Consider the following 5,377-nt stretch of genomic DNA (forward strand, 5'->3'; position numbering starts at 1 on the left):
GAAAGTGAGTTGATTGAAAAATAAATTCACGAAGAGCTTGACGGGAGTTGGGAAGTGCTTCATAATCTCGCTTCTCTGCTGCTGACGAATCAAACGAAACGGCGCGGCACTGATCTTTAACAAATTGGACAACCGATAAGTGTGGGTGTCTTGATGCGAAAGCAACTTCGGTTGCAAAAAGTATTAAGGCAAACGCACTTGAAAAAAGATGGAGAAATCCATCGAGGTAGAGAAATCTACCGTCAGTGAATTTGCGAGTTTGTTGGATTGAACTGAAGAGTTTGATCCTGGCTCAGATTGAACGCTGGCGGCATGCCTTACACATGCAAGTCGAACGGCAGCACGGACTTCGGTCTGGTGGCGAGTGGCGAACGGGTGAGTAATGTATCGGAACGTACCTTTCAGTGGGGGATAACGTAGCGAAAGTTACGCTAATACCGCATATTCTGTGAGCAGGAAAGCAGGGGATCGCAAGACCTTGCGCTGATTGAGCGGCCGATATCAGATTAGCTAGTTGGTGGGGTAAAGGCCTACCAAGGCTACGATCTGTAGCGGGTCTGAGAGGATGATCCGCCACACTGGAACTGAGACACGGTCCAGACTCCTACGGGAGGCAGCAGTGGGGAATTTTGGACAATGGGGGCAACCCTGATCCAGCCATGCCGCGTGAGTGAAGAAGGCCTTCGGGTTGTAAAGCTCTTTCGGCCGGGAAGAAATCGCATAGGTTAATACCCTGTGTGGATGACGGTACCGGAATAAGAAGCACCGGCTAACTACGTGCCAGCAGCCGCGGTAATACGTAGGGTGCGAGCGTTAATCGGAATTACTGGGCGTAAAGCGTGCGCAGGCGGTTTCGTAAGACAGAGGTGAAATCCCCGGGCTCAACCTGGGAACTGCCTTTGTGACTGCGAAGCTAGAGTACGGCAGAGGGGGGTGGAATTCCACGTGTAGCAGTGAAATGCGTAGAGATGTGGAGGAACACCGATGGCGAAGGCAGCCCCCTGGGCCGATACTGACGCTCATGCACGAAAGCGTGGGTAGCAAACAGGATTAGATACCCTGGTAGTCCACGCCCTAAACGATGTCAACTAGGTGTTGGGTGGGTAAAACCATTTAGTACCGTAGCTAACGCGTGAAGTTGACCGCCTGGGGAGTACGGCCGCAAGGTTAAAACTCAAAGGAATTGACGGGGACCCGCACAAGCGGTGGATGATGTGGATTAATTCGATGCAACGCGAAAAACCTTACCTACCCTTGACATGTTCAGAATCCCGGAGAGATTTGGGAGTGCCCGAAAGGGAGCTGGAACACAGGTGCTGCATGGCTGTCGTCAGCTCGTGTCGTGAGATGTTGGGTTAAGTCCCGCAACGAGCGCAACCCTTGTCGTTAATTGCCATCATTTAGTTGGGCACTTTAACGAGACTGCCGGTGACAAACCGGAGGAAGGTGGGGATGACGTCAAGTCCTCATGGCCCTTATGGGTAGGGCTTCACACGTCATACAATGGTCGGTACAGAGGGTTGCCAAGCCGCGAGGTGGAGCCAATCCCAGAAAGCCGATCGTAGTCCGGATTGCAGGCTGCAACTCGCCTGCATGAAGTCGGAATCGCTAGTAATCGCGGATCAGCATGTCGCGGTGAATACGTTCCCGGGTCTTGTACACACCGCCCGTCACACCATGGGAGCGGGTTCCGCCAGAAGTAGGTAGCCTAACCGCAAGGGGGGCGCTTACCACGGCGGGGTTCGTGACTGGGGTGAAGTCGTAACAAGGTAGCCGTAGGGGAACCTGCGGCTGGATCACCTCCTTTCTAGAGAAGCATCCTGGCACCCACAACTTATCGGTTGTTCATGAGTAGCAAACAGACGAGGGTCTGTAGCTCAGTCGGTTAGAGCACCGTCTTGATAAGGCGGGGGTCGTTGGTTCGATTCCAACCAGACCCACCAACGTTTGAAACGGGGGATTAGCTCAGCTGGGAGAGCACCTGCTTTGCAAGCAGGGGGTCGTCGGTTCGATCCCGTCATCCTCCACCAAAACCCAAAGATAAGCAGCGGTGTTTATCTTTGGCTTTTGAGAAATCAAATTGCTACGCTCTTTAACAAAACGGAAGAAGGTTGTGTATCGCAGTGATGAGCTGCTGATACACGTTGTGATTGCATCTGTTCTCGTATTACAGCTAGTACGAGACAGCACAAATGAGTTGCCTGTAGCCGGGTCTCTGCCGAGACCCCAAGGTTATAGGATCAAGCGACTAAGTGCATGTGGTGGATGCCTTGGCGATCACAGGCGATGAAGGACGTGCAAGCCTGCGAAAAGCGGGGGGGAGCTGGCAATGAAGCTTTGATCCCCCGATGTCCGAATGGGGAAACCCACTCAGCAATGAGTATCCCTGACTGAATACATAGGTCAGGGAGGCGAACCCGGTGAACTGAAACATCTAAGTAGCCGGAGGAAAAGAAATCAACCGAGATTCCCCAAGTAGTGGCGAGCGAACGGGGAAGAGCCTGCTAGTGATAGCGGAACTGTTAAGAGAACGGAATGGAAAGTCCGGCCGTAGTGGGTGATAGCCCCGTATTTGAAAACAGATCCGTGGTACTAAGTTAGCGAAAAGTAGGGCGGGGCACGTGAAACCTTGTCTGAACATGGGGGGACCATCCTCCAAGGCTAAATACTCGTGATCGACCGATAGTGAACCAGTACCGTGAGGGAAAGGCGAAAAGAACCCCGGGAGGGGAGTGAAATAGAACCTGAAACCGCATGCATACAAACAGTGGGAGCCTCCTTGTGGGGTGACTGCGTACCTTTTGTATAATGGGTCAGCGACTTACGTTATGTTGCGAGCTTAACCGAATAGGGGAGGCGTAGCGAAAGCGAGTCTGATAAGGGCGTTTAGTAGCATGGCGTAGACCCGAAACCGGATGATCTATCCATGGCCAGGATGAAGGTGCCGTAACAGGTACTGGAGGTCCGAACCCACTAACGTTGAAAAGTTAGGGGATGAGCTGTGGATAGGGGTGAAAGGCTAAACAAATCCGGAAATAGCTGGTTCTCCCCGAAAACTATTTAGGTAGTGCGTCACATATCACTTCCGGGGGTAAAGCACTGTTATGGCTAGGGGGTCATCGCGACTTACCAAACCATGGCAAACTCTGAATACCGGAAAGTGCGAGTGTGGCAGACAGACAGTGGGTGCTAACGTCCATTGTCAAGAGGGAAACAACCCAGACCGCCAGCTAAGGTCCCCAAGACACAGTTAAGTGGGAAACGAGGTGGGAAGGCATAGACAGCTAGGAGGTTGGCTTAGAAGCAGCCACCCTTTAAAGAAAGCGTAATAGCTCACTAGTCGAGTCGTCCTGCGCGGAAGATGTAACGGGGCTCAAACTGTGCACCGAAGCTGCGGATATCGAAAGATATGGTAGGGGAGCGTTCTGTAGGTCTGTGAAGGTGTCTTGTAAAGGATGCTGGAGATATCAGAAGTGCGAATGCTGACATGAGTAGCGATAAAGGGAGTGAAAAGCTCCCTCGCCGAAAGCCCAAGGTTTCCTACGCAACGTTCATCGGCGTAGGGTGAGTCGGCCCCTAAGGCGAGGCAGAAATGCGTAGTCGATGGGAAACAGGTCAATATTCCTGTACCGATTCTAGATGCGATGTGGGGACGGAGAAGGTTAGGTCAGCCATCTGTTGGAATAGGTGGTTTAAGCGTGTAGGAGTGTCCCTTAGGCAAATCCGGGGGAATTATCTGAGGCGTGATGACGAGGCACTACGGTGCTGAAGTGATTGATACCAAGCTTCCAGGAAAAGCCACTAAGCTTCAGTCTAGATTCGACCGTACCGCAAACCGACACAGGTGGGCAGGATGAAAATTCTAAGGCGCTTGAGAGAACTCAGGAGAAGGAACTCGGCAAATTGACACCGTAACTTCGGGAGAAGGTGTGCCCCGGTAGGTTGTAGAGCTTCGCGCTCGAAGGCCGATGGGGTTGCAGTGAAATGGTGGCTGCGACTGTTTAATAAAAACACAGCACTCTGCAAACACGAAAGTGGACGTATAGGGTGTGACGCCTGCCCGGTGCTGGAAGATTAAGTGATGGGGTGCAAGCTCTTGATCGAAGTCCCAGTAAACGGCGGCCGTAACTATAACGGTCCTAAGGTAGCGAAATTCCTTGTCGGGTAAGTTCCGACCTGCACGAATGGCGTAACGATGGCCACACTGTCTCCTCCTGAGACTCAGCGAAGTTGAAATGTTTGTGAAGATGCAATCTCCCCGCGGCAAGACGGAAAGACCCCATGAACCTTTACTGCAGCTTTGCATTGGACTTTGAACCGGTTTGTGTAGGATAGGTGGGAGACTGTGAAACCGGGACGCTAGTCTCGGTGGAGTCGTCCTTGAAATACCACCCTGATTTGTTTGAGGTTCTAACCTTGGTCAGTGAATCCTGACCGGGGACCGTGCATGGTAGGCAGTTTGACTGGGGCGGTCTCCTCCCAAAAGGTAACGGAGGAGTACGAAGGTACGCTTAGGGCGGTCGGACATCGCCCATAAAGTGCAATGGCAAAAGCGTGCTTGACTGCGAGACCCACAAGTCGAGCAGGTGCGAAAGCAGGTCATAGTGATCCGGTGGTTCTGTATGGAAGGGCCATCGCTCAACGGATAAAAGGTACTCTGGGGATAACAGGCTGATACCGCCCAAGAGTTCATATCGACGGCGGTGTTTGGCACCTCGATGTCGGCTCATCTCATCCTGGGGCTGTAGCCGGTCCCAAGGGTATGGCTGTTCGCCATTTAAAGAGGTACGTGAGCTGGGTTTAAAACGTCGTGAGACAGTTTGGTCCCTATCTGCCGTGGGCGCTGGATATTTGAAGGGGGCTGCTCCTAGTACGAGAGGACCGGAGTGGACGAACCTCTGGTGTACCGGTTATGACGCCAGTCGTATCGCCGGGTAGCTATGTTCGGAAGAGATAAACGCTGAAAGCATCTAAGCGTGAAACTTGCCTTAAGATGAGATATCCCGGAGTCTTGAACTCCTTGAAGGGTCGTCGAAGACCACGACGTTGATAGGTCAGGTGTGGAAGCGCAGTAATGCGTTAAGCTAACTGATACTAATTGCCCGTACGGCTTGATCCTATAACCTTGGATCACTACAACAACTCATAACACAACAATCACAACACCTTCTTCCAGTTTTGCGTTTGACGCGCTTCGCGTGGAAAACGTTACAAGTTACGTCTGGCGTCAATAGCCTGCTGGTACCACCCCTTCCCATCCCGAACAGGACCGTGAAACAGCAACGCGCCAATGATAGTGAGCTTCCGCTCGCGAAAGTAGGTCAACGCCAGACTCCCATTCAAAAACCCCGTTACTAATCCAGTAACGGGGTTTTTA

2 tRNA genes and 3 rRNA genes are annotated in these 5,377 nt (G+C 52.2%); all 5 read left to right on the forward strand.

What is annotated here, in order from left to right:
• Positions 1–269 precede the first annotated feature (269 nt).
• The 5 genes from F1002_RS20765 (at position 270) to rrf (ending at position 5,333) form a co-directional block, all read left to right on the forward strand.
• A 16S ribosomal RNA gene (locus tag F1002_RS20765) occupies positions 270–1,807 on the forward strand.
• 59 nt (positions 1,808–1,866) lie between these two features.
• Positions 1,867–1,943: transfer RNA gene (locus F1002_RS20770), tRNA-Ile, on the forward strand.
• An 11-nt stretch (positions 1,944–1,954) separates the two neighbouring features.
• Positions 1,955–2,030, forward strand: a tRNA-Ala gene (locus F1002_RS20775).
• 208 nt (positions 2,031–2,238) lie between these two features.
• Positions 2,239–5,119, forward strand: a 23S ribosomal RNA gene (locus tag F1002_RS20780).
• Between the two features lie 101 nt (positions 5,120–5,220).
• A 5S ribosomal RNA gene (rrf, locus tag F1002_RS20785) occupies positions 5,221–5,333 on the forward strand.
• The 16S, 23S and 5S rRNA genes sit together here with 2 tRNA genes alongside, the layout of an rRNA operon.
• The last annotated feature ends 44 nt before the right edge of the window (positions 5,334–5,377 follow it).

Origin of the sequence: Dechloromonas sp. CZR5, from assembly GCF_008711155.1 — a bacterium.
In the GTDB taxonomy this organism is placed as follows: Bacteria; Pseudomonadota; Gammaproteobacteria; order Burkholderiales; family Rhodocyclaceae; genus Azonexus.